18 protein-coding genes and 1 pseudogene are annotated in these 22012 nt (G+C 53.8%); 2 read left to right on the top strand and 17 right to left on the bottom strand.

Annotated features, from left to right (window positions below; all coding sequences use genetic code 11):
* Positions 1 to 328: 328 nt before the first annotated feature.
* The 16 genes from BMW41_RS05655 to BMW41_RS05580 form a co-directional block, all read right to left on the bottom strand.
* Entirely contained in the window at positions 329 to 1069 is a 741-nt protein-coding gene (locus tag BMW41_RS05655; RefSeq protein ID WP_031473865.1) for a YebC/PmpR family DNA-binding transcriptional regulator, read from the bottom strand.
* 198 nt (positions 1070 to 1267) lie between these two features.
* The gene (locus BMW41_RS05650; protein WP_177171171.1) at positions 1268 to 2638 is read right to left on the bottom strand and encodes a hemolysin family protein; all 1371 of its coding nucleotides are present in this window, start codon (positions 2636 to 2638) and stop codon (positions 1268 to 1270) included.
* 88 nt (positions 2639 to 2726) lie between these two features.
* On the bottom strand, positions 2727 to 4244 hold the full coding sequence (locus tag BMW41_RS05645; protein WP_074649243.1) for a bifunctional ADP-dependent NAD(P)H-hydrate dehydratase/NAD(P)H-hydrate epimerase: 1518 nt from the start codon (positions 4242 to 4244) through the stop codon (positions 2727 to 2729).
* Complete coding sequence (gene acpS / locus BMW41_RS05640) at positions 4241 to 4612, bottom strand: holo-ACP synthase (protein WP_074649242.1); 372 nt, start codon at positions 4610 to 4612, stop codon at positions 4241 to 4243. The genes BMW41_RS05645 and acpS overlap by 4 nt, the downstream gene beginning before the upstream one ends.
* Positions 4609 to 5319, bottom strand: a complete 711-nt coding sequence (locus BMW41_RS05635) for a redox-sensing transcriptional repressor Rex (RefSeq protein ID WP_074649241.1) — start codon at positions 5317 to 5319, stop codon at positions 4609 to 4611. Before BMW41_RS05635 ends, acpS begins: the two co-directional genes overlap by 4 nt.
* 250 nt (positions 5320 to 5569) lie before the next feature.
* Entirely contained in the window at positions 5570 to 6724 is a 1155-nt protein-coding gene (locus BMW41_RS05630) for a hypothetical protein (RefSeq protein WP_074649240.1), read from the bottom strand.
* 102 nt (positions 6725 to 6826) lie between these two features.
* Complete coding sequence (locus BMW41_RS05625; RefSeq protein ID WP_074649239.1) at positions 6827 to 8188, bottom strand: SPFH domain-containing protein; 1362 nt, start codon at positions 8186 to 8188, stop codon at positions 6827 to 6829.
* 92 nt (positions 8189 to 8280) lie between these two features.
* Positions 8281 to 9228, bottom strand: a complete 948-nt coding sequence (gene argF, locus BMW41_RS05620; protein WP_074649238.1) for an ornithine carbamoyltransferase — start codon at positions 9226 to 9228, stop codon at positions 8281 to 8283.
* Positions 9225 to 10412 (bottom strand): aspartate aminotransferase family protein, encoded by a 1188-nt coding sequence (locus tag BMW41_RS05615; RefSeq protein ID WP_074649237.1) that lies wholly within the window; start codon positions 10410 to 10412, stop codon positions 9225 to 9227. The genes argF and BMW41_RS05615 overlap by 4 nt, the downstream gene beginning before the upstream one ends.
* A 27-nt stretch (positions 10413 to 10439) precedes the next feature.
* Complete coding sequence (argB, locus tag BMW41_RS05610) at positions 10440 to 11306, bottom strand: acetylglutamate kinase (protein ID WP_031473849.1); 867 nt, start codon at positions 11304 to 11306, stop codon at positions 10440 to 10442.
* An 80-nt stretch (positions 11307 to 11386) separates the two neighbouring features.
* On the bottom strand, positions 11387 to 12325 hold the full coding sequence (gene argC, locus BMW41_RS05605) for an N-acetyl-gamma-glutamyl-phosphate reductase (RefSeq protein WP_074649236.1): 939 nt from the start codon (positions 12323 to 12325) through the stop codon (positions 11387 to 11389).
* A 32-nt stretch (positions 12326 to 12357) separates the two neighbouring features.
* Complete coding sequence (gene argH, locus BMW41_RS05600; protein ID WP_074649235.1) at positions 12358 to 13752, bottom strand: argininosuccinate lyase; 1395 nt, start codon at positions 13750 to 13752, stop codon at positions 12358 to 12360.
* Positions 13753 to 13875: 123 nt separating this feature from the next.
* Positions 13876 to 15129, bottom strand: coding sequence for an argininosuccinate synthase (locus tag BMW41_RS05595; protein WP_031473843.1), 1254 nt, complete (start codon positions 15127 to 15129; stop codon positions 13876 to 13878).
* Positions 15130 to 15671: 542 nt separating this feature from the next.
* A complete protein-coding gene (locus BMW41_RS05590) occupies positions 15672 to 17045 on the bottom strand; it encodes an ABC transporter permease (protein WP_074649263.1) in 1374 nt (457 codons plus the stop codon).
* A gap of 191 nt (positions 17046 to 17236) precedes the next feature.
* Positions 17237 to 19210 (bottom strand): COG1361 S-layer family protein, encoded by a 1974-nt coding sequence (locus BMW41_RS05585; RefSeq protein ID WP_143050816.1) that lies wholly within the window; start codon positions 19208 to 19210, stop codon positions 17237 to 17239.
* Positions 19211 to 19344: 134 nt separating this feature from the next.
* A complete protein-coding gene (locus BMW41_RS05580) occupies positions 19345 to 20031 on the bottom strand; it encodes an ABC transporter ATP-binding protein (RefSeq protein ID WP_074649233.1) in 687 nt (228 codons plus the stop codon).
* Positions 20032 to 20286: 255 nt separating this feature from the next.
* On the opposite strand from BMW41_RS05580, the gene pyrB reads away from it, so the two are divergent.
* Together pyrB and BMW41_RS05570 are read left to right on the top strand one after the other, a co-directional pair.
* Positions 20287 to 21210 (top strand): aspartate carbamoyltransferase, encoded by a 924-nt coding sequence (gene pyrB / locus BMW41_RS05575; RefSeq protein WP_074649232.1) that lies wholly within the window; start codon positions 20287 to 20289, stop codon positions 21208 to 21210.
* Complete coding sequence (locus BMW41_RS05570) at positions 21204 to 21635, top strand: aspartate carbamoyltransferase regulatory subunit (protein ID WP_074649231.1); 432 nt, start codon at positions 21204 to 21206, stop codon at positions 21633 to 21635. The genes pyrB and BMW41_RS05570 overlap by 7 nt, the downstream gene beginning before the upstream one ends.
* A gap of 111 nt (positions 21636 to 21746) precedes the next feature.
* Here BMW41_RS05570 and BMW41_RS14750 read toward each other — a convergent pair.
* A pseudogene (locus tag BMW41_RS14750) lies at positions 21747 to 22012 on the bottom strand (maturase); the annotation flags it as partial.

Below are 22012 nucleotides of genomic sequence, written 5' to 3'. Positions count from 1 at the left end.
TTCGGAGAAATTTCCTATGAAACAAAAAAATCCCCGATCCGATCTCCCGATCGGACCAGGGACGTAAGATACGCGGTTCCACCCTGATTACCGCAAAAATGCGGTCTCTCATTGTGATGATAACGGAATCACCGGACTTTATTGGAGTCTCTCCGAGGTGGCCGTGAACCTGTCCCGGCAGAGCGCTTTCAGCACCGGAATCCGGGCGCTCCTCTCTTTGCCGTTCGTATGAACACTAATCCTCATCTGCAATTTCAGTGATATATTGAAATGCGTTTTCCGCATTTCCTTCAGGCATTCGGTATTATATACCGCCTCCGGAAAAAAATCAATCCTCGTCTGCGTTCTCCCAGTTGTTGTGAACGGCCTGAACGTCGTCGTCCTCATCCAGAAGATCCAGAATACGATTGAGTTTCTTCTTTGCATCCTCGTCGGAGACATTGACCCAGGTCTGCGGAATCATGGTGATGTCTGCTTCCACCATCGCGATGCCTTCCTTCTCAAGTGCCTCGCGAACCTCGGAGAAATTCTCCGGATCGGTGATCACTTCGAAATCATCCTCATTCTCGGTGAAGTCCTCTGCACCTGCGTCGAGCGCGAGCATCATGAGCTCGTCCGCATCCATCTCGCACTCTTCCTTGTCGATGATGATCTGACCCTTGCGGTCAAACATGAAAGAAACGCTTCCCTGTGCGCCGACATTGCCGTCGCCCTTGGAGAATGCCGCGCGAACGTTTGCCGCGGTACGGTTCTTGTTGTCGGTCAGAGTCTCAACGATGATCGCAACGCCTGCCGGACCGTAACCCTCATATACCAGGTTCTCGTAGTTTACGGATGCCGCATCACCGGCCGCTTTCTTGATACCGCGGTCAATGGTGTCGTTCGGCATGTTTGCCGCCTTTGCCTTCGCGATGACATCACGGAGCTTGCTGTTGTTTGCCGGGTCTGCTCCGCCTTCTTTTACTGCAACGGCGATCTCACGTCCGATGACAGTGAAGATTTTTCCCTTAGCCGCATCGTTTTTCTCTTTTTTGTGTTTGATATTCGCAAATTTTGAATGTCCTGACATAACAGCACTCCTCTGTATTTTTTCTTTGTTCCATGTTAGGAAACTTAACAATCAATTATTCTAACACTCGGTTCCGGTCCTGACAAGCGGTTATTTTAACGGTCTTTGCCGACTGTTTTTCAGCAGTCTGCCCAATCATCCGAATCGTGATCCGATGGTCCGGCCGCATCGCCGCTGCTCTCCCCGAAGGATTTTCCGTCACTCCCCGGCCTGCGCGTTTTCCGGGATCCGATCCGCGGCCGCCTCCGCCGCCTGCGCACCGCCTGCGGCCGCATTTGCCCCCGGCTTCAGGGCGTAAATCAGATGAAGCGTTCTGCGGCGCACATCGCGGACACGGAAGGTCCATCCGCAGGAGCGGATGATGGGCTTTTCATGTTCCTCCGGGATGCGTCCAAGCTGACCGATCAGGTAACCGCTGATCGTCTCGAAAGACTCCAGTGTTTTCTCGTCAAACTCAATGTCCAGCGCACGGGCCACATCCTCCAACGGCGTATCGCCGGCGAGAAGAAAGCTTCCGTCTCCTCTCCGGGTAATTCTCTCCTCATCCTCATCGTACTCATCTTCGATGTTGCCGACGATCTCTTCGAGGATATCTTCCATCGTGATCAGGCCGGCCGTCTGTCCGTACTCATCGATCACAACCGCCATGTGCACCTTCTTGGTCTGCATCTGATGGAACAGCTGGTCAATGCTGGCAATCTCGGGAATAAAATAGGGTTCCCGGATCAGTCCCTTGAGTTCCTTCAGCTTCCTCTGCCGGTTTTTATTCTCCTCCGAAAACTGCAGCACATCGCGGATATGGATCACGCCGATGATGCGGTCGATGGTATCCAGATACACCGGGAAGCGGGAGTTTGCCGCCTCATTCAGGATAAAATCCACGGCGTCGTGAAGAATCATTTCCCCGTCCAGCGCGACGATGCCGGACCGGTGCGTCATGATATCTCCGGCGGATTTCTTGCCGAGTTCGAACACATTGTTCACCATCTCGGCTTCCTGCGCCTTGAGAACACCGTTTTCATGTCCCTCTGTCACCAGATATTTCAGATCGTCACGGGTTACCTGCTCATGGTCCACCGCCGGATCCGTGCCGATCAGACGAAGCAGCGGATAGGACAGCCAACGAATCACCGCGCGGAACGGCGAGAGAATCGCAATCACCGCGGAAACGGGATGCAGAAGGCGTTTCGCCCAGATCTCCGGATAATCCGCTCCCCTTTTCCGCGGAATGACAATGCCGAACACCACCGTGAACAGCGCTGTACCGAGGATCGCCGCCGGAATCGCCGCCCAGGGAAGGTCCCGAAGCAGCAGATAGCCGGTCACGCCCTCCGTCATGCAAAGTACCTGTTCAATCAGATGCAGGGAGGAAATGAAACCTTTCGGCTCATCGATGAGTTCCATGAGTGCTTTCGCGTCCGGATCCCCGTCCTCGCTCTGGTCTTCCAGTTCCGTCTGATTCAGATTCTGGATTGCCGATCCGAAGCCGTAGAATACGGCAAGAATAACGCTCACCGCAAGAATCGTCAGAATCCCCGCCGGCCAATATTGGTGTATGTCCATTTCCATATCCCGTCCTTTGTCTGTCATCCCCCGCCGTCTTCACTGCCTGAAAACGCGGCGTTTCTTTGAAATCAGTTCTTTCAGATGATCTTCATCATTTCATCAGCCGGTCCGCAATCTCCGACGCAAGCACCGAGTGCTCTCCTTTTTCGATTCCGGCGAGAGTTCCGGCTTTTCCGTGTATATATACTCCAAGGCAGGCGGCATCGTCAAGTTCCAGATCAAGAGCCGTAAGCCCCGCAATGGTTCCCGCAAGCACGTCGCCGCTGCCGCCCTTTGCCATGGCCCCGCTGCCGCTGTCCCCGAGGAAAACGGTTCCGTCATGCCGGGCAACCACCGTCACGGAATCCTTCAGCACACAGATCACCCCGTGCTCCTCGCTGTACTCTTTCGCGCATTTAACCGGATCCCGCTTGATCTCCGCGGCGTCCAGATCGGTGAGGCGCGTCATCTCGCCGATATGGGGCGTGATGATGACATTTTCCGTAAAATAGCCGGCCAGATGCGGATATTCCGCCACCGCATTCAGACCGTCGGCGTCAAGAATAATCGGAACATATGCGCTCAGAAGAATATGCTGAAGAAGTTTCTCCACATGTCTTCCGGTTCCGAGTCCCGGGCCAAGAACGATCACGGTTGCCCACTCGCAGGCTTCTTCCGCCATCTCCTTGAAATTCTCCGGCTCCTCCATCGCCTCTTCCGGATCATAAGCGGTAATGATCGCCTCCGGAAGAAGGGTCTGCAGAACCGGGACATTGGCCCGCACCGTAAAGAGGCGGACGAGCCCCGCGCCGGTCCGATAGGCCGCAAGGGCCGCAAAATATGCTGCCCCGCACATTCCCTCCGATCCGGCCGCAATCAAAACCTTTCCGTATGTTCCCTTGTGGGAATCCGCTTTTCTCGGCGGAATCCGTTTCAGATCCTCCGCATCGTACGCAAAGAAGCATTCTCCGGAATAACCGTTATATTCCGGAAATCCGATGTCCGCAATCTCGATCCGGCCGCAGAGTTCGTGTCCCGGATAGAATACCATTCCGGTCTTCTCAAGTCCGAACGTGACGGTAAGATCGGCGCGGACCGCGCTGCCGAGTACGGCTCCGGTTCTGCTGTCCACGCCGCTCGGCAGGTCCACGGCGACAACCGTCCCGCCGCTTCGCGCGTTCAGATATGAAACCGCATCCGCAAAGTCTCCCTCCACATCCCGTGAAAGACCGACACCGAAAAGCGCGTCCACGGCAAGAACAAATTCTCCGCCCTCAAAATCATTCCATGCAGTAACCGGAATGCCGAGCCGGTCCGCAATGTCCAGCTGTTCCTGCATCTCCCCGGTATACCGGGCCGGATCGCCCACTGTGACGATGATGGTCTCGTACCCCCGAAGCGACCAGATCCGTGCCATCGCCGCGCCGTCCGCGCCGTTATTGCCGGTTCCCGCAAGGATCACAATCGGCTGTTTTTGCTCTCTCCGGAAGCATTCCGGAAAGATCCTCTCCGCGCAGTCACAGCAGGAAAGGGCGGCCCGCTCCATCAGAACCAGCGAAGGGATTCCGATGGTGCGGATCGCATGCGCGTCAATTTCTTTCATCTGAGCACCGGTAACAAGATGTCTCATGGCTGATCCTGCCTTTCTGCAACCGCAAATGCAGTCGCCTCCGTCTTTGTATTGGTAATAGAAACATGAATCCGGACAATACCGAGACTGTCCGCCCGCTCTTTCGCTTTGCCGTAGAGAACGCAGTACGGTGCGCCGAGTTCGTCGCGAAGCGCTTCGATGTCCGTCGGACCGAAATCCCGAAATCCGGTTCCCAGCGCCTTGGAAACCGCTTCTTTAACCGCAAAATCGCCGGCAAGCCGCGAGCTGCTGCCCCCGGCCTGTCGGCGCTCATTCTCCGTAAAGACACGCAAAACAAAGGTCTCCCTCCGGCAGGCATGTTCCATACGTTCTATCTCTGTTGTATCGATTCCGATTCCAGCAATCATTGATTTTCCATCTCTCGAAGCTTTTCGGCTTCCTGCTTCATCCTGTCCTGAAGCGAACAGACACGATAGGACAGACGCATCAGGCTCTCTGACAAGTGAACATTCTCCACAACAACATCATCCGGAACCTGAAGATCCACATGGGCAAAATTCCAGATTGCCTTAATGCCCGAATTCACCAGTCTCTGTGCAATCTCCGCCGCTTTTGATTTCGGAATCGTGAGCGCTGCAATCTGCACGTTATTCTCATGAATAAAGTTTTCCAGATCATCGATTCCGCGAATTTCCACGCCGCGGACCACAAGACCCACCAGACGGGGGTTTACGTCAAACATTCCCTTCAGCACAAAACCCCGTTTTTCAAAGTTCGCGTAATTGGCAATTGCCTGACCGAGATTCCCGGCACCGATAATGATCAGATTGTGCTGACGGTCAATTCCCAGAATCTTGGCAATCTCCGAGTACAGATATTTTACATTGTACCCGTATCCCTGCTGCCCGAATCCGCCGAAATTGTTAAGATCCTGACGGATCTGGGAAGCCGTAACTTTCATCCGCACACTGAGATCATTGGAAGAAATCCGCTCAACGCCTTCTTCAATCAGTTCTCCAAGATACCGGTAATACCGCGGAAGTCTAGTGATTACCGCCTTTGAAATTGTCTTCTGCTGCTCCACTTTTAAAACCTTCTCTCTGTCAAAATCCATCTATGACATACAGACTTTGATTTACGCGTACCGGCCTGCCGGCCCTCGTCCTTTACGATACAAGGCCCTGACGGCTGACGCCAAACGCCCGGCACCCCGCAAAGCGGGACCCGTCTCTGATTAGTCAGTTTTGATTATAACATACGTCAAATTCTTGTCAATCAGATATGATTTCAACAAATTTACACCGCAATATTCACTCCGCACCGTATTTTTGTACAGTTTGCAGCGGAAATATAACCTGTTTCGGTCAGAAACCGCCGTTGATCAGATAGTAGAGAATGAATGCCACGGCCAGACCGATCAGAATCGCGGCTGCGACGCGAAGAGCCGAAACCGGCGTATCGCCGCTGACGCGGCCCGTCTGTCCGTTGACCACAAAGCGGTATACTTTATCGCCGTAGCGGAAGGATGACATCCAGACCGGAAGCAGAATATAACGGTAGCCGATCCCGGAATAATCCGTCCGGATCGAGGTGACCTCCGCACGGTCACAGACATGCTGGCTCCGGATCCGCCCAGCCGCTTCACTCCGCATTCTTGATTCAAGGATATCCTTTGCCTCAGTCCATGCATCCTTCATGCGGACGGTATAACGCTCCGCCGTAAATCCCGCAAGATAATCCGGCTTGTAAACCACCGCCTCTTCCATCCGGAACGGTTCTACCCCGCGGATCATCGCCTGACTGTTTTTGGTCGATGCGCAGACGATCTGATCCCGGACCGGGAGGGAGAATTCGCCGCGTGTCGAATGCCAGTCCACCACAACCTGTGTCTTTTTTCCGTCCGAGCTATGCACGGTCCGCTCTCTCCCGTATCGGCCGGTATAAACTGAGTGAGAATCGGCGTCAAAAGACCAGTACGGAAGATAGACGCCCTGAAATGCGTCCGGCCGCGCGCTCTGCTTCGCCTGCGACGGGCAGAACAGTTTTCCGTTAATCCACCGCGTAAACCGTCCTGCCGCTTCCTTCCGGGCGACGGCGAAAGGAATCACGCCCCCCGGCGCCATGACGTTCTGCTCCGCATCGCCGGCTTCCACAATCTGCGTGCTTCCGCAGTACGGGCAGACCTGCGCGATGGCATTGACATCGTAGACGCTTCTGGCACCGCAGGAACGGCAGACAACCGTTCTTGTCTCCAGTCCCCAGTCCGTGGATGCCGTCTCCTCTGAATGCTCGTAATCCAGCACCTCCGGCCGGTCCGGTTCCCGGTCTTCCTCGATCTCTTCTTCATACCCGCAGAACTCACATTTCAGCCGGGAGCTCTTCGGATCAAAGATCAGAGGAGCTCCGCACTGCGGACACTTTTTATTCGACTCTTCGACCTGTCTGGCCTCCTTCGGCTCTTCCAATCCCGCATCCGGGTATCCGCCGGAGGTCTCCGTCGTCTTTGTGGTCTCGTCCATTGGTTTCCTCCTGTCTCAGACACGGAATGTATGATTCAAGGCACGTATCCGAAGTATCAAAGAGAGTTTGAACATAATTCTTCCCAGGTTTGCCTCATCCGATCATCTGACAATGTCTCCGTCATCAAACGGGTCGCCGCAGTTCGGGCAGAACTTCGGCGGTCTGGCCGGATCTTCCGGCTCCCAGCCGCATTTATCACAGCGGTACTGCGGTATTCCGGCCGGTTTCGCCTTTCCGCACTCGGAGCAGAATTTGCCCTTGTTTTTTGCGCCGCAGGAACAGGTCCAGAACAGGTCTCCCGTCTGCGGTCTCTCTTTTCCGCATTCCGAGCAGAATTTACCGGTGTTGCCCTTATGTCCGCAGGCACAGTCCCAGGCGGCCGAAGCGGATGCTGCCGGTGCACCGGCCATCCCCGCCGGCGCGCTCTGCGCTGCCTGCTGTGCCGCTGCCTGCTGTGCCGCCATTCCAAACAGATTTCCCGCGTTCATTCCGCCGGCCATATTGGCCATGTTCATCCCGGCAAAGGCCATCATCGGTCCCGCGGACGTGTTGGCGGCGGCTGCCTTCATGGCGTCTGCCTGTGCTGCCGTCAGATGTGCCGCCGCCATCGCCGGATTGGAGAGAACCGCGTTCTTCTGCAGTTCCTTGATGGTCTTCTCGTCCTCCTCGGAAGCCGTGATGGAATTGACGCCGATTGCCGTGATGGAGATTCCGTAATGTCCGCCCCAATTCTCCGTCAGTTCCTGATCCAGCGCCCTTCCAAGTTCCATGGAATGTGCCGGAACGGCACTGTAGCGGACGCCCATCTCCGAAATCTTTGCAAATGCCGGCTGAAGCGCAGTCAGGAGTTCGCTGCGCATCTGGGATTCAATCCGGTCTTTCGTATAATCATTCTCCACATTGCCGCAGATGTTCTTATAAAAGAGGATCGGGTCCGTAATGCGGAACGCGTATTCGCCGTGACAGCGGATCGCGATATCCATATCCAGTCCGATGTTGCGGTCCACCACGCGGAACGGGATCGGTGTCGCCGTGCCGTATTTGTTTCCGATAATATCTTTTGTGTTGAAATAATACACTCTCTGATCATTGCCCGTATCGCCGCCGAAGCCGACGCGGTGTGCAAAGCGCCGAAAGCTCTCCTTGACGCTCTCTTTCAGGTCCCCGTAAAAGATACTCGGCTCGGTGGACTGATCATACTGAAATGCGCCCGGCTCCGCGCAGATCTCCACGATCTCACCCTGATCGACGATGATCATGCACTGGCCGTCATTGACCGTGACAATGGATCCCTGTGAAATGATATTGTCGGTTCGTTTGGTGTTGAATGCCCTCTTCTGCTGTCTGACCTGTCCCTTTACCGCCAGTGTATCATTGTCCAGCGACGGGCAGTAGAAATACTCTTTCCACTGGTCAGCCAGCACTGTTCCGGCCGAAGCTGCCGCAACCTGAATCAGTCCCATAATGTCCTCCTTCTTCTGCGGATAAGCAGAAAAAAACTCCTCTTTTGCAGGCCGAAAAGCAGATGTCCCGTTTCGGACACCTGCCTCTCGCTTTACTCGAATTTTTCTTTTTTCATCGGTTCAATCCTGCCGGCGCCCCGGCCCATCAGAAGCACCATGGCGGCCTTTTGCACGTGAAGACGGTTTTCCGCCTCCTCAAAGATCTCTTCCGCATGTTTCTCAAAGGTCTCTTCCGTGATCTCAAATCCGCGGTTGGCCGGCAGACTGTGCAGAAGCAGCACATCCGGTTTTGCGGCGGAGAGCATATGCTCGCTGACCGTAAAACCGCGGAAGACTTTCTGCATCTGAACGGTGGACGCTTTTTCTCCCGGAGGAAGAAGCGAACCGGTCACCACCACATCCGCATCCTTCACCGCTTCGGTCGGGGAGTAGGAATACTCACAGTCCGGATTGCCCTTTGCAAAATCCTTTGCAATGTTGTCCGGACCGTATCCCGGCGGAGTCGCAACGCGAACCTTCATGCCCATCTTCAGTGCACCGACGATAAAGGAATTGCAGACGTTGTTGCCGGAGCCGACGTACGCCGCGTTCAGGCCGTTCAGCACGCCGTATTTCTCCCGGATTGTCATGAGATCGGCCAGAACCTGGCAGGGATGCGCGAGGTCCGTCATACCGTTGATGATCGGCACCGTGCTGTATCTGGCGAACGCTTCCAGTTCCTGCTGCCTTCTGGTACGAATGACCACTCCGCTCAGATAACGGGAAAGTGTCCTCGCCGTATCCTGAACCGGTTCTCCGTTGAAAATCTGCATGTCATCGGCGGACAGATACTGTGACTGGCCGCCCAGCTGATAAATGCCGGTCTCAAACGAAACTCTCGTTCTGGTGGACGCCGTGTGGAAGATCAGGCCCAGCGATTTTCCGGACAGTCTCGTGTGAGCAATACCGTGTCTGCTCTCATATTTCAGCTGATCCGCAAGATCGAGAATCTGTGTGATCTCTTCCGGAGTGCAGTCCACAAGTCTTAACAGATTGTTCATGATCCGAATACCTTTTTCATAACCGCTACCGCGCGGTCCATTTCCTCTCTGGTAATGACAAGCGGCGGAAGAAGACGGATGACATCCTCACCTGCTGTCAGAACCATTACTCCCTGGTTTAAAAGTTCTCCTACAATTTTAAGCCTGTTTTCCGGATTCTTCAACACAATTCCGAGCATAAGACCCATGCCGCGGACATCCGTAATCTCCGGAGAACCGATGGCCAGGATACTTTCTTTCAGGTATTCGCCCTTCTTTTCCACTTCCTCAAGAAATTCCGGCTTTGTGACCTCGTCCAGAACGGCACACGCCGCCGCACAGCTCATGGGGCTTCCTCCGAAGGTGCTTCCGTGGTCACCCTTGCCGAGAACATCCGCACACTTTTCGCCTACCATGACCGCGCCGATGGGAAGGCCGCCGCCGAGGCCCTTCGCCATGCTGACCACATCCGGTTTCACGCCGAATTTCTGGAAGGAGAACAGCGCTCCGCTTCTCCCGATTCCGGTCTGCACCTCATCCACCATGAACAGAATGTCGTTTTCACGGCAGAATTCGCAGGCCGCCTTCACGTAATCCGCATCCAGCGGGCGGACGCCGGATTCCCCCTGAATCAGCTCCATCATCACGCCGCAGGTATCCTTTCCGGCTTTCTTCTTCAGATCCTCGAGATCATTGGCCTCCGCATAATCGAATCCCTCGGTAAAGGGGAAGAAATCATGGTGGAAATGCTCCTGCCCGGTGGCCTTCAGTGTGGTGATGGTACGGCCGTGGAAGGAATTCACCAGCGTTACGATCTTGCTGCGGCCCTCGCCGTATTTGTCATGAGAATATTTGCGGGCGATCTTGATCATGCCCTCATTCGCCTCGGCGCCGGAGTTTCCGAAGAACACGCGGGACATGCCGGTCGCTTTCACCAGTTTTTCCGCCGCGTCGATCATCGGCTCGGTATAGTAAAGGTTGGAGACATGCATCAGCTTGTTCGCCTGCTCCGTCACCGCCGCCGTCACCTTCGGGTTGTGATAACCGAGACAGTTGACACCGATTCCGCTGGTCAGATCCACATACTCTTTTCCGTCAACATCCACAAGAACCGCTCCCTCGCCGTGATCGAAGCACACCGGAAAACGGCCGTAAGTCTGCATGACATAGGTTGCCTCGCGATCTTTGATTTCCTGAAAACTCATCGTTCTTCTCCCCCTTTTCTTCCGCACTTATGAGAACATGGTTCCGACACCCTCGGAGCTCAGAAGCTCGATCAGGATGGAATGCGGCACACGGCCGTCCTGAATGTTTGCTCTCTCGACGCCCTGACGTACCGCCTCGACACAGCAGTCCACTTTCGGAATCATTCCTCCGGAAATGATGCCCTGCGTGATCAGTGCCGGAACCTGTGAAACCTTCAGCTCCGGGATCAGGGTGCTGTCGTCCTTCGGATCGCGGAGAAGCCCCTTGACATCCGTGAGAAGAATGAGTTTCTTTGCGTGGAGTGCAACGGCAAGTTTCTCCGCTGCGGTATCGGCATTGATGTTAAAGTTCTCGTCATCATTCATGCCTGCTGCCACCGAAGACACAACCGGGATATATCCCTTTGCCAGAAGATCCGTCACAATCTCCGGATGAACCTCCACAATATCTCCGACCTGACCGTAATCGGTTCCGTCCGGATCCACCTTCTTCACTGCGCGGAAGAGACCGCCGTCCATACCGCCGAGGCCCACGCCGTGGCCGCCTGCCTTGTCCAGAAGGCTGACCAGATTCTTATTGACCTTTCCGCAGAGAATCTGCTGAACGATGTCCATGGTCACCTGATCGGTGTAACGGAGTCCGTTGATGAACTTCGATTCGTGTCCGATTTTCTTCAGCATCGCGCTGATCTCCGGGCCGCCTCCGTGCACCAGAACCACATGGATTCCCAGCATATTCAGAAGAACGATGTCCTTGATGACATCCTGCTTCAGTTCTTCGCTTGTCATGGCGTTTCCGCCGTATTTCACAACAATGATCTGTCCGGTATATTCCTGAATATACGGGAGCGCCTCAACCAGTATCTTTGCTCTCTCTTCCGGCATAATGGTCATATCTTTTCCTCCTGACTCTGTTTCGGTTCCTGTCCTGTCGGTTTCTCTGTGATCGTGGTCCCGGATATCATCCGGCGCCGTCACACATTCAGTCCGGCTGTCTCGTCGAAGCCGAGCATGATATTCATGTTCTGGACAGCGGAACCGCTGGCTCCCTTTCCAAGATTGTCAAACAGTGCGGTCACAATGGTCTGATCCTCGTGACCGTTCACGATCAGCTGCATTTTGTCGCTTCCGGCAAGGGTATTGGCCGCAATCATGCCGTCATAACCAAAACCGTGGACCTGCACCATCTTTGCGTCCGCATACCACTCCTCCAGTTTCTTCTGAACATCCTGCGCACTCTTTACGCCGGTGAGCTGGCTGTTGTGGAGCATCAGCGTAACTGCCATTCCCTTGTAGTAATCATCCACCACCGGAAGAAATACCGGCGCATGGGTCAGTCCGCAGATCTTCTGCATTTCCGGGATGTGCTTGTGCTTCAGGGTCAGTCCGTAGATTCTCGGGCTTGAGAGCTCCGCCGGACGGTTTTCGTCCTCATACTCCGCGATCATCTTCTTTCCGCCGCCGGAGTAACCGGTCAGGGAAAATGCGGTCAGCGGAAGATCCTTCGGGATCACGCCCATTTCCACCAGCGCGTAGACCGGAATCACAAAGCCGGAGGCGTGGCATCCCGGGTTTGCCACCCGCTTCGATGCCGCAATGGCTGCTCTTCTTTCCCCGGAGAGTTCCGGAATCCCGTAGTCCCAGCCCGGGGCAACACGGTGAACGGTCGCTGCGTCAATGATGCGAGTCTTGGGATTCACCACCAGCTCCGCGGCCTCCTTTGCCGCGTCATCCGGCAGACAGAAAAACACGATATCCGCCTCATTCATGATTCTCTTTCTCTCTTCCACATCCCGGTGCTTCTCGTCCGAAATCTTCAAAAGCTCAATATCGGTTCTGCTGCCAAGTCTGTCTGCAATCTGAAGTCCCGTTGTTCCGGACTGTCCGTCGATGTATACAAGAGGTTTTGCCATAGGATACCGCCTTTCTCTTCCGTGGTCTTCGGTTATGATTCAAATGCCCGGTGTGCCTCGATAAATCTGCCGATCACACCGATCTGCCGCTCAACTTCCTCCGGTGCCGGTCCGCCGAATGACTTTCTCTCCTTTACGCAGGTGGAAAGGTCAATGGCATGGTAGACATCCTCGCCGAATATTTCGGAGTGAGCCTTAAATTCTTCCAGTGTCAGATCGCCCAGTCCCTTCTCTTTCTTTACGCACTCGCCCACAAGCTGTCCGGTGATATGGTACGCATCGCGGAACGGAACGCCCTTTTTGGTGAGATAGTCCGCACAGTCCGTCGCATTGATAAATCCGCGGCTGGCTGCTCTCTTCATGTTCTCCGGGAGAACGGTCATGGTCTCAAACATCGGTTTCAGAACCTTCAGGCACATTTTTACCGTGTCAATGGCGTCGAACACCGCTTCCTTATCTTCCTGCATGTCCTTGTTGTAGGCAAGTGGGAGACCCTTCAGGAAGGTCAGGCACGTCATCAGTGCGCCGTACACTCTTCCGGTCTTTCCGCGGATCAGCTCACACACATCCGGGTTCTTTTTCTGGGGCATGATGGAGCTTCCGGTGGAAAATGCGTCATCCAGTTCGATAAACTTGAATTCCCAGGAGCACCAGAGGATGATCTCCTCCGACAGACGGGAAAGATGCATCATCAGAATCGACAGATCCGAGCATAGCTCAATGCAGTAGTCACGGTCCGACACCCCGTCCAGCGAGTTTTCGGTCACCGCCGCAAATCCCAGCTGCTCCCGAACATAGTCCCGGTCGATGGGATAGGTTGTGCCGGCCAGTGCGCCCGATCCCAGCGGCATTTCATCCATCAGCTCGTAGGTGTTTTCCAGCCGCTTTACATCCCGCTTCAGCATGTTTGCATAAGCCATCATGTAGTGGCCGAAGGTGACCGGCTGTGCTCTCTGAAGATGCGTGTATCCCGGCATCACCGTCTCCGTGTGCTCTGCGGCTGATTTGTTCAGCTCCTGCATCATGTCGAGGATCAGCGCGTGAATATTCCGGATCTCTTTTTTGACATACAGCCTCATGTCCAGCGCAACCTGATCGTTTCTTGATCTCGAGGTGTGAAGCCGTTTGCCCGCGTCGCCGATCCGCTCGGTCAGGATCTGCTCCACAAACATATGAATATCTTCCGCATCATCGGAAAATGCAATCTTTCCCTCTTCGATCTCTTTCAGAATCACGCCGAGTTCCTTCACGATGCGGTCCGCCTCGTCCTGCGGGATGATTCCCTGCTTTCCCAGCATCTTCGCATGTGCCGTCGAACCGGTGATATCCTCCCGATAAAGACGGTTGTCAAACGGAAGGGATGAATTGAAATCATCCACGGTCTTATCGGTTGTCTTGCTGAATCGTCCAGCCCACATTTTTGCCATCTGGTGTCCTCACTTCCTGAATTCCGTTCTGTTTTGTCCGTATGTCATCTGCAGCCCGGCGGTCTTCTCTGACGTTGCCGGGCTGCAGCATGACGGCGGCTTTCCTCCCTTTCGGAGTTCTTCTTATTCCACGTCCGGGAAATGCTTTCCGGTCTTTGCCGCAAGTTCCGCGTCATTCAGGGCGCGAACCTTCAGCGGAAGGCCGTAAAGGTTGATAAAGCCGGCGGAATCTGCCTGATTGTAGCAGTCATCCTCATCGAAGGTCGCCATTCCGGAGGAATACAGGCTGTACGGGCTTGTCACCGAAGCCGGGATAATGTTGCCCTTGTACAGTTTCAGCTTTACGTCGCCGGTTACAGTCTCCTGTGTGGAGTCCACGAAAGCGCTCAGTGCCTTGCGAAGCGGGGTGTACCACTGACCGTTGTAGACAAGCTCACCGAACTTCTGTGCCGCAATCGCCTTGAAGTGGGATGTCTCCTTGTCCAGTGTGATCTCTTCCAGTTTGCTGTGCGCCGCATAGAGGATGGTTCCGCCCGGAGTCTCGTATACACCGCGGCTCTTCATTCCGACCAGACGGTTCTCGACGATGTCCAGAATACCGATTCCGTTCGCTCCGCCGATCCCGTTCAGATACTCGATCAGGCTGAGTGCATCCATCTCCTTGCCGTCCGCTGCGGTCGGAACACCTTTTTCAAAATGGATCTCCACGTAAGTTGCCTTGTCCGGAGCATTTTCCGGAGATACGCCGAGTTCCAGGAATCCCTCCTTATTGATCGGAGCCTCATTCGCCGGGTCTTCCAGATCCAGACCTTCATGGCTCAGATGCCAGAGGTTCTTATCCTTGGAATAGTTGGTTTCCTTGCTGATCTTCAGCGGAATGTTGTGGGCTTCCGCATACTCGATCTCCTTTTCACGGGAATCCAGTTCCCAGAAACGCCACGGAGCAATCACATCCATAGCCGGAGCGAAATGCTTGATCGCAAGTTCAAAGCGAACCTGATCGTTGCCCTTTCCGGTGCATCCGTGAGCGATGGCGTCCGCGCCCTCTTTCTTTGCAATCTCGACGATTCTCTTTGCGATGATCGGGCGTGCAAAGGATGTTCCGAGAAGGTATTTCTCATACTCTCCGCCGGCCTTGATGGTGGGGACAATGTACTCTTCCGCAAACTCTTTCTTCAGATCGAGGATATAAAGCTTGGAAGCGCCTGTCTTCTTAGCCTTCTCTTCCAGTCCGTCCAGCTCCGCTCCCTGACCGACATCCGCCGACACCGCGATGATCTCCGCGCCGTAGTGTTCTTTCAGCCACGGAATGAGAACGGATGTGTCCAGTCCTCCGGAATATGCAAGCACGATTTTGTTATACTTTTTCTCTGCCATAGTCTATATCCTCCCTGTCATGATATTTGAGTTACGGTCGGCGGCCCCGCTTCGTCCTTATCCGAAGTTATCGGATTCCGCTGTACGATTCCTCCGGGTGATCTCTCCTGAAGTTGAACCGATTATATCTCTTCGCTGAATATTATGCAACCATATTTTGTATATTTATTGCATATTATTACATTTTTATGCAATTATTTGGGGTTTTCATCCACTTTCTTTGCATATATGGACATTTTTACAACATTGTTCCCGGAACGCAATATGCATTAAATGCTGTATAAATCAGTTGAACGTGCATTATTATGCACATTCCTCATATTGGACATAACCTGTTTTCATGGAGTCTCACATTCTGATTCTACACCCATTTTTATGATCCGAACCGCGAATTCCGGATTTTTTTGTCCCATGGTCCGCGATTTCAGGCATGAGCCGTGGCAGATCCAAAAATCCCCAGAGCCGGCCTTAGACAGCCGGCTCCGGGGATCCCTCTTTTGATTCACTGATTCAATCAGCGTTTCCTTATCTCTGTTTTTTCGTTATTCATTGCGGATTGCGCTGAGGGGACTGAGTTTCATCGCCCGCTGGGCCGGGAAGAATCCCGCTGCCATTCCCACAAGAACGGCGAAGACGAGAGCCGCTGCCGCAAGCCAGATCGGAATGACCGATATGGAAACGGAAGCCACCTCGCCTCCCATCTCACTCCCGGCGATGGCCCCGCCGAGAAGGCGGTTGATAATCACGGAGATTCCGTAACTGAACACCAGCCCGAATACGCCTCCCATAAGGCCAATGAGCCCCGCCTCGATCAGAAACATGCTGCGGATGTCCCGCATATCGCATCCGAGAACCTTCATGATGCCGATTTCCTTGGTCCGCTCATAGATCGACATCATCATCGTGTTGGCAATGCCGATGGCGGCAACCAGAAGCGAAACGGCTCCGATTCCGCCGAGGACAGCCTGAATCATGTTCGAGGTCTGCTGCGTCTGCTTCAGATATTCCATCTGACTTGTCGCCTGATACCCCATATCCTGCAGCGTCTTCTGTACGTTCTCGACTTCTTCCATGTCATCGACGTCGACTCTCGCCTCATTGTAGACAAAATAGCGGTAGGGTTTTCCCTTTTTGTTCGTCGGCTGGTCCGGAATCGCCCGTTTTCCGTATATTTTCCGAAGTTGCGCTTTCAGCTGATCCAGATCCGCAATCACACTGTAACTGTAGCGGTTCCAGGATCCGGGTTTTCCTTCAATATACCCCACTGTGTCCAGAATATACTTTTTGGGAGCGGTCGGTTTGGTTCCGTCGTCCCCCGATGCCGGATTTTTCGCCGCGTAATAGGCGGCCGTATCGAAAATGGTGAACATCGGCTGCCGGAAATCAACCTTCTGCTCCAGACCGTCCATTCCGTAATCATACCGGTTGGACGCCTTCGGATCATAGAAATTGGTGCCGACCATATTGCCGACCAGAAGTTTCAAACCGTTATCCGATTCCTTCGGGTACGTTCCCTCCTGAAGATTGATGGACCGCATGGCCCGGATCGGAATTCCGGTCAGGGTGATATTTGCCTCATAGGGGCCCTGCTTCATGAGAACGCTGGTCTCCAGAACAGGATATGCATCCTGCACATGTGGAATGGATCGGAAACTGTCCACCTTCTCGTCCGTCAAAAACTTCGTCTCCGCATTCTTGTCCTGCGCCGTGTCTCCGTAATTATATACCGTGACCTGCGTCAGACTTCCGAGCTGCTCGACGGAGGACATAAAGAACTGCTTCAGCCCGATTCCAAGGCTCAGCATGACCACAATGGACGTCACGCCGATGAATACGCCGAGCACAGTGAGAAATGTTCTCAGACGACGTCTGCTGAGACTCCCGAGACTGATTTTCAAAAGATCCCGAAAACTCATATCTCTGCGGCCTCCTTTCTTCCCTGTCACCGGCGAATCTCTCTGATTCCGGCGTGTTTCACTGTATCTGACGTTTTTCCCCGTCACCGGCGAATCTCTCTGATTCCGGCATTTTCCCGTATCCGGCGTGTTTCTCTGTTTCTATATTCTGTGATCCGGCCGCATTTTCCGCGGTGCCTCAGTTCACGCTTTTACTGACCGGAAGTATTGTCCTGACCGTCCTCGCCGTCAATGGCTTCCTCTTCCCGTCTCTTCCTCTCAGCTTCTTTCTTCTTCCGTTTTCTGTGCCAGAAGAAGATTCCCGCCGCAGCCGCCGCGCCGATGAGAGCCGCCACAACCAGCATCTTCCGGCCGGATCCGGTATCCTCCTGGACTTCCGGCTCCATCTCCGTGTAATCCATCTCCGGTGCCAGATCAGTGACCATCAGTGTCAGTTCCTTCTCCGACTCGGTGATCTCGCCGTTTTCGTCCTCATAGGAAACGATGATCCTGATCTTTCCGTCATCCTCCGTCGGAGCAATGCCCTTCAGCATAGCATCCACATTTCCGGTCTCGCCGGGCTTGATATTGCCGACATAAGCATCACGGGTTTCAATGGACGCCCCCTCAAAGCGCGCCGTCACATTGTAGAGAATCACCTTTCCCGTGTTATTGATTCCGAACATGACATTGGATTCATTGCCCACGGACACCGTATCCGGCATCACTTCAATGGTTCCGGTTGTAAAACGCGGTTCCTGTTTGACCGGGATGGCAATGCTGACTTCCGCGGAGGCATTCTTGAACTCCGGGCTGTCGTAGACTTCCTTGATCGTCATCTTATACGACTTCTGCGCCGCAATGGGCGACGGAGTATACTGCAGCACCAGCTCCGAAGACCCGTTTGGGCCGAGGCTGTTGATCACCTTGCTGGACCCGCCGCTGGACGATGTGAAGATCGGCGTGGATTCCACCTCTTCCGACACGAAATTCAGCATGATATTCGATGCACCGATGCTGCCGGACGCATTTTTCATCGTCACATGAAGTTCAAACGGCTGACCGGCATAGACCTCTTCCGGCTCGGTGCGGAAGGAATCCACCACAATTCGCGCCTTGCTGCGGTCCTGCTCGCCCGCGTCTTTATCCAGATCGTTGTCATCCTTTTTGCCCTTTACACGGACGTAGAACACCAGATCCTTCGGCTCGGAATATTCGCCGTTTTCCTCTTCCCGCCAGCGGATCTGATAATGGATCGGATAAAAACCTCCCATCACGTCGTCCCTGACCGCCATACTGTAATGGGCGGAGGTTCTCGCACCGGATTCCATATCGCCGAGTTTTCGCTCGTAATTTCCCTCATTGATATTGAAGGGGAATTTTGTGACGTCCCCGTCCACCTGCATGTCAACGATGACGTCATGGGCCTTTCGCTGACCGATATTGGTGAAGTTGACATCGAATTCCATGGTCTCGGAATACAGGGCATACGGCGTAAACTGATCATCGCCGATCCGGAAATCATAATCCAGCGTCGACTTGTCCTCATCATCCTTGTCCTTATCCGATGCCGGGGAAACCCAGATATTGACGCCGCTCGTCCAGTTGGGCACATGCGCGTCCCCGTCACTCTCAAAACGGAAAAAGGCCTGATAATATCCTTCCGAGAGATCTTTTCTCAGCCGGTAGGTCAATGTGACCGACTTCGCCTTTCCCTTTCCGATGTTTCCGATGGTCTTCTCCTTAAATGTATCGGAATCTGCCTCAAACGGATACTGGGAATCCACATAGCGGAAGTACGTGTCTTCCTCATCCTCATCATCTTTCTCACGGATAAGATTCTGATCCGACATAATGCTCTGGGACTCATCCGGCGTGCAGAGCGTCACCTTCAGATTCTTGATATCATAGGACTCATCGCCGTGAACAACCATCGAGATCTTGATCTTCTGTCCCGCTCTTGCCCGCGGAACCTTGCTGGTCGTGATTCTACCGTCGTTAAAGGCTGTCACATCCAGCATGGCCGCCTCGGCGCACATCGGCAATCCCCCGTCAAAGAGAGTTCCCAGTGCCGTATAATCTGCCGGTCCCGCATTCTGATCCGCCGCCGGCGCAAAACTGATCACCGCCGCGGCCAAAAGAACCTGTGCGGTCCGAACGACATACTTCCACCATTTCTTTTTCATGTTTCCATTCCCCGATTCATTCATCTTCGTTCACCGGCCGATTCGACCTTTTGGTTTCGAACCCGGCCGGAACCGTTCTTATCCGAAGGAGCTGCCAACAGCGCCCCCCGTACGGTCTTCCTAATCCGTTCCCGTCAGTCAATCCTGTGGATCTTTCCGTCCACGATATGAAAACGCCGGTCCGCGTATGACGCAATCTGATTGTCATGCGTTACCATGACCAGCGTCTGACGCTGTTCCCGGACAATACTCTGCATCAGTTTCAGCACGTCCATGGTCGTGCGGGAGTCCAGATTGCCGGTGGGCTCGTCCGCAAAGATAATTTCCGGCTTTACCGCCAGCGCCCGGGCGATGCCGACACGCTGCTGCTGACCGCCGGACATCTGTCCCGGCATATGGTCCATGACCTTTCCGAGACCGACGAGCTTCAGATACTCTTGCGCAATCCGCATACGCTCCTCCGGCCGCATGCGCCGGAACGAGAGCGGAAATGCCACATTTTCCTGCGCATTCATCGTCGGAAGAAGATTGTAGGACTGAAAAATGAACCCGACCCGCTCCCTGCGGAATGCGACCAGCTCGTTTTCGGTCATGTGCTCGATGTGCGTTCCCGCAATCACGATTTCTCCGCGGGACGGCGGTTCCAGCCCGGCCAGCATATTCAAAAGGGTGGACTTTCCCGATCCGGATGGCCCGACGATGGCACAGAATTCGCCCCGCCGGATGTCGAAAGAGAGTCCGTCCAGTGCATGAACCGCCGTCTCTCCGACGTGATAGATCTTATAAAGATTTTTCACCCGGATCACCGGTTTCTCTTCCATATGACCGCTCCTCTCTCTTTCCGAACCATTGGAAGCCTTGACCGCAAATCCGGTCTTCTCTCCGTCGTCTTTGGTTAACCTTAGGATAGTTTACCACAAAAACCATATTCCGCCTTATTACTTAATCCTTACAAAAACCACCCAATAATGTCTGTTTTTTGACCGAAGATCTCATCGGAATCCCATGTGGAATTTCCCGATCATTTGCTATATAATCATTCCGACAACTGAAGACTGGCACCAAAGGAGAATCACATGAGACACATGCTTAATCCGCTGGATTTTTCTGTGGAGGAGACCAATCAGCTTCTGGATCTCGCCACAGATATCATGTCGGACCCGGACAAATACGCTCACGTTTGTGACAGAAAGAAGATTGCAACGCTCTTCTACGAGCCGAGCACACGGACACGCCTCAGTTTTGAGACAGCGATGCTGAACCTCGGCGGAAGCGTCATCGGCTTTTCTTCATCTCAGTCCAGTTCCGCCTCAAAGGGCGAAAGCGTATCGGACACCATCCGCGTAATTTCCTGTTTCGCTGATATCGCAGCGATCCGTCACCCGAAAGAAGGTGCGGCCATCGTCGCAGCATCCAAATCCAGCATCCCGGTAATCAATGCCGGAGACGGCGGACATCAGCATCCGACCCAGACACTGACCGATCTCATGACCATCCGTACATTAAAGGGAAGACTGGACCATATGACCGTCGGCCTGTGCGGCGATTTGAAATTCGGCCGTACCGTTCATTCCCTGATCAATGCGCTCTCCCGCTATGAGGGAATCCGTTTTGTCCTGATCTCGCCGCCGGAACTGCGTGTGCCGGATTATATTAAAGAAGATGTTCTGGATCCGAAGGGCATCGAGTACAAGGAAGTCGTCAGTCTGGATGACGTCATCCCGGAACTGGATGTTCTCTATATGACCAGAGTACAGAGAGAGCGCTTCTTCAATGAGGAAGACTATCTCCGCATGAAAGGTTTCTATATTCTGGATGCACGGAAAATGAAACTGGCCAAAGATGACATGTATGTTCTCCACCCGCTTCCGCGCGTCAACGAGATCACCGTGGAAGTCGACGATGATCCTCGTGCCGCTTACTTCAAGCAGGTACAGTTCGGAGTTTACGTGAGAATGGCACTAATTATGACACTTCTGGGGGTAGAAAAACCATGCTGAACATAAGCGGACTGGGCGAAGGCATCGTCCTCGATCACATCAAACCGGGCAGGAGCCTTGACATCTATTTCATGCTCGGACTGGACAAACTGGAATGCCAGGTTGCCATCATCAAAAATGCAAAGAGCAAGGCCATGGGCCGCAAGGACATCATCAAGATTGAGGGCGGACTGGATCTCGTCGATCTGGACGCACTGGGATATATCGATCACACCATCACGGTCAATATCATCCGTGACGGGGTTGTCGCAGAGAAGAAGAAACTCTCTCTTCCGAAGATGGTCACCAACATCATCTCCTGTCACAACCCTCGCTGCATCACCACCATCGAGCAGGAGCTTCCGCAGGTCTTCTATCTCGCCGATGAAGAAAAGGGAACCTACCGCTGCAAATACTGCGACGAAAAGTACACGAAAAAAGGATGATAAAGCATCCCCGCGGAGTTTTTTCTTATGACACAGAAGATGACGATCGGATAGGGGAGATTTGACACTCCCCTTCCACACCACCGTACGTACCGTTCGGTATACGGCGGTTCAATAGTTTACACGAACTTTTAGATAGTGGGCTGATAAGGATGGATATCCGAGTCTGACCACTATTATCGTTTTGGTAAGCGCTGTGTTTAGCATCATCGCCGCTCTCCATGTGCCTTTTCTACAGTTAGCCAGTTCATGTACCTTCCATTCTGGCAAGTGTAGCGCCCTCAGCATCTTGTACCTCGTTCGCACCTTTTTCCATTGTTTCCAATACACTGCCCGGATTCTGTGGCGAAGCCACTCGTCCAGTTCCTCCATCAGGC

The organism is [Clostridium] aminophilum (assembly GCF_900101295.1).
Taxonomy (GTDB): domain Bacteria; phylum Bacillota; class Clostridia; order Lachnospirales; family Lachnospiraceae; genus Clostridium_R; species Clostridium_R aminophilum_A.
This window is presented reverse-complemented; position numbering and strand designations above follow the sequence as displayed.

What these genes read in the sequence shown, in the direction of transcription:
- BMW41_RS05630 (WP_074649240.1), bottom strand. Translation starts at nt 6,724, where the DNA reads ATGGACGAGACCACAAAGACGACGGAGACCTCCGGCGGATACCCGGAT.
- argC (WP_074649236.1), bottom strand. Translation starts at nt 12,325, where the DNA reads ATGGCAAAACCTCTTGTATACATCGACGGACAGTCCGGAACAACGGGA.
- BMW41_RS05615 (WP_074649237.1), bottom strand. Translation starts at nt 10,412, where the DNA reads ATGAGTTTTCAGGAAATCAAAGATCGCGAGGCAACCTATGTCATGCAG.
- pyrB (WP_074649232.1), top strand. Translation starts at nt 20,287, where the DNA reads ATGAGACACATGCTTAATCCGCTGGATTTTTCTGTGGAGGAGACCAAT.
- BMW41_RS05580 (WP_074649233.1), bottom strand. Translation starts at nt 20,031, where the DNA reads ATGGAAGAGAAACCGGTGATCCGGGTGAAAAATCTTTATAAGATCTAT.
- BMW41_RS05595 (WP_031473843.1), bottom strand. Translation starts at nt 15,129, where the DNA reads ATGGCAGAGAAAAAGTATAACAAAATCGTGCTTGCATATTCCGGAGGA.
- BMW41_RS05570 (WP_074649231.1), top strand. Translation starts at nt 21,204, where the DNA reads ATGCTGAACATAAGCGGACTGGGCGAAGGCATCGTCCTCGATCACATC.
- BMW41_RS05590 (WP_074649263.1), bottom strand. Translation starts at nt 17,045, where the DNA reads ATGAGTTTTCGGGATCTTTTGAAAATCAGTCTCGGGAGTCTCAGCAGA.
- argF (WP_074649238.1), bottom strand. Translation starts at nt 9,228, where the DNA reads ATGAACAATCTGTTAAGACTTGTGGACTGCACTCCGGAAGAGATCACA.
- argB (WP_031473849.1), bottom strand. Translation starts at nt 11,306, where the DNA reads ATGACCATTATGCCGGAAGAGAGAGCAAAGATACTGGTTGAGGCGCTC.
- argH (WP_074649235.1), bottom strand. Translation starts at nt 13,752, where the DNA reads ATGGCAAAAATGTGGGCTGGACGATTCAGCAAGACAACCGATAAGACC.
- BMW41_RS05625 (WP_074649239.1), bottom strand. Translation starts at nt 8,188, where the DNA reads ATGGGACTGATTCAGGTTGCGGCAGCTTCGGCCGGAACAGTGCTGGCT.
- BMW41_RS05645 (WP_074649243.1), bottom strand. Translation starts at nt 4,244, where the DNA reads ATGAGACATCTTGTTACCGGTGCTCAGATGAAAGAAATTGACGCGCAT.
- BMW41_RS05655 (WP_031473865.1), bottom strand. Translation starts at nt 1,069, where the DNA reads ATGTCAGGACATTCAAAATTTGCGAATATCAAACACAAAAAAGAGAAA.
- BMW41_RS05650 (WP_177171171.1), bottom strand. Translation starts at nt 2,638, where the DNA reads ATGGAAATGGACATACACCAATATTGGCCGGCGGGGATTCTGACGATT.
- acpS (WP_074649242.1), bottom strand. Translation starts at nt 4,612, where the DNA reads ATGATTGCTGGAATCGGAATCGATACAACAGAGATAGAACGTATGGAA.
- BMW41_RS05585 (WP_143050816.1), bottom strand. Translation starts at nt 19,210, where the DNA reads ATGAAAAAGAAATGGTGGAAGTATGTCGTTCGGACCGCACAGGTTCTT.
- BMW41_RS05635 (WP_074649241.1), bottom strand. Translation starts at nt 5,319, where the DNA reads ATGGATTTTGACAGAGAGAAGGTTTTAAAAGTGGAGCAGCAGAAGACA.